The sequence below is a fragment of the Bremerella sp. JC817 genome (assembly GCF_040718835.1).
Classification (GTDB): Bacteria; Planctomycetota; Planctomycetia; order Pirellulales; family Pirellulaceae; genus Bremerella.
On the sequence record NZ_JBFEFG010000199.1, the window covers coordinates 1 to 315 of the forward strand.

Genomic DNA, 315 nt, shown 5'->3' on the forward strand with positions numbered 1-315 from the left:
GCATCGATGGCGCGGCCCGGCGCAACCGGCTGTTCTCCAAGGCAGCGGAGCGGTGGCGGGCCAATCCGCCGGCAAATCCCGTGATCGCCGCCGGCGTGACCAGCGCGGCGCCGGCGCTGGCTCGCCTCTTGCGGGTCGTGACCGAGATGCCGCAGGGCGCCGTCGTCCTGCCCGATTTCGACCTGACACTTTCACCGGAAGTGTGGGACGAACTGGGCCGGGCGGGGGCGGGCACTCCGCCCTTCGCGCCGGAAGATGCGGTCACGCACCCGCAATACCACCTCAAGCTGCTCCTCAACCGGATGGCGATCGCGC

General features: G+C 71.1%; 1 protein-coding gene. It reads left to right on the forward strand.

Going from position 1 to position 315, the window contains the following annotated elements; genetic code table 11:
- Nucleotides 1-315 (forward strand): hypothetical protein (locus AB1L30_RS00955; RefSeq protein WP_367011462.1); only part of this gene is annotated, 315 nt, incomplete at both ends.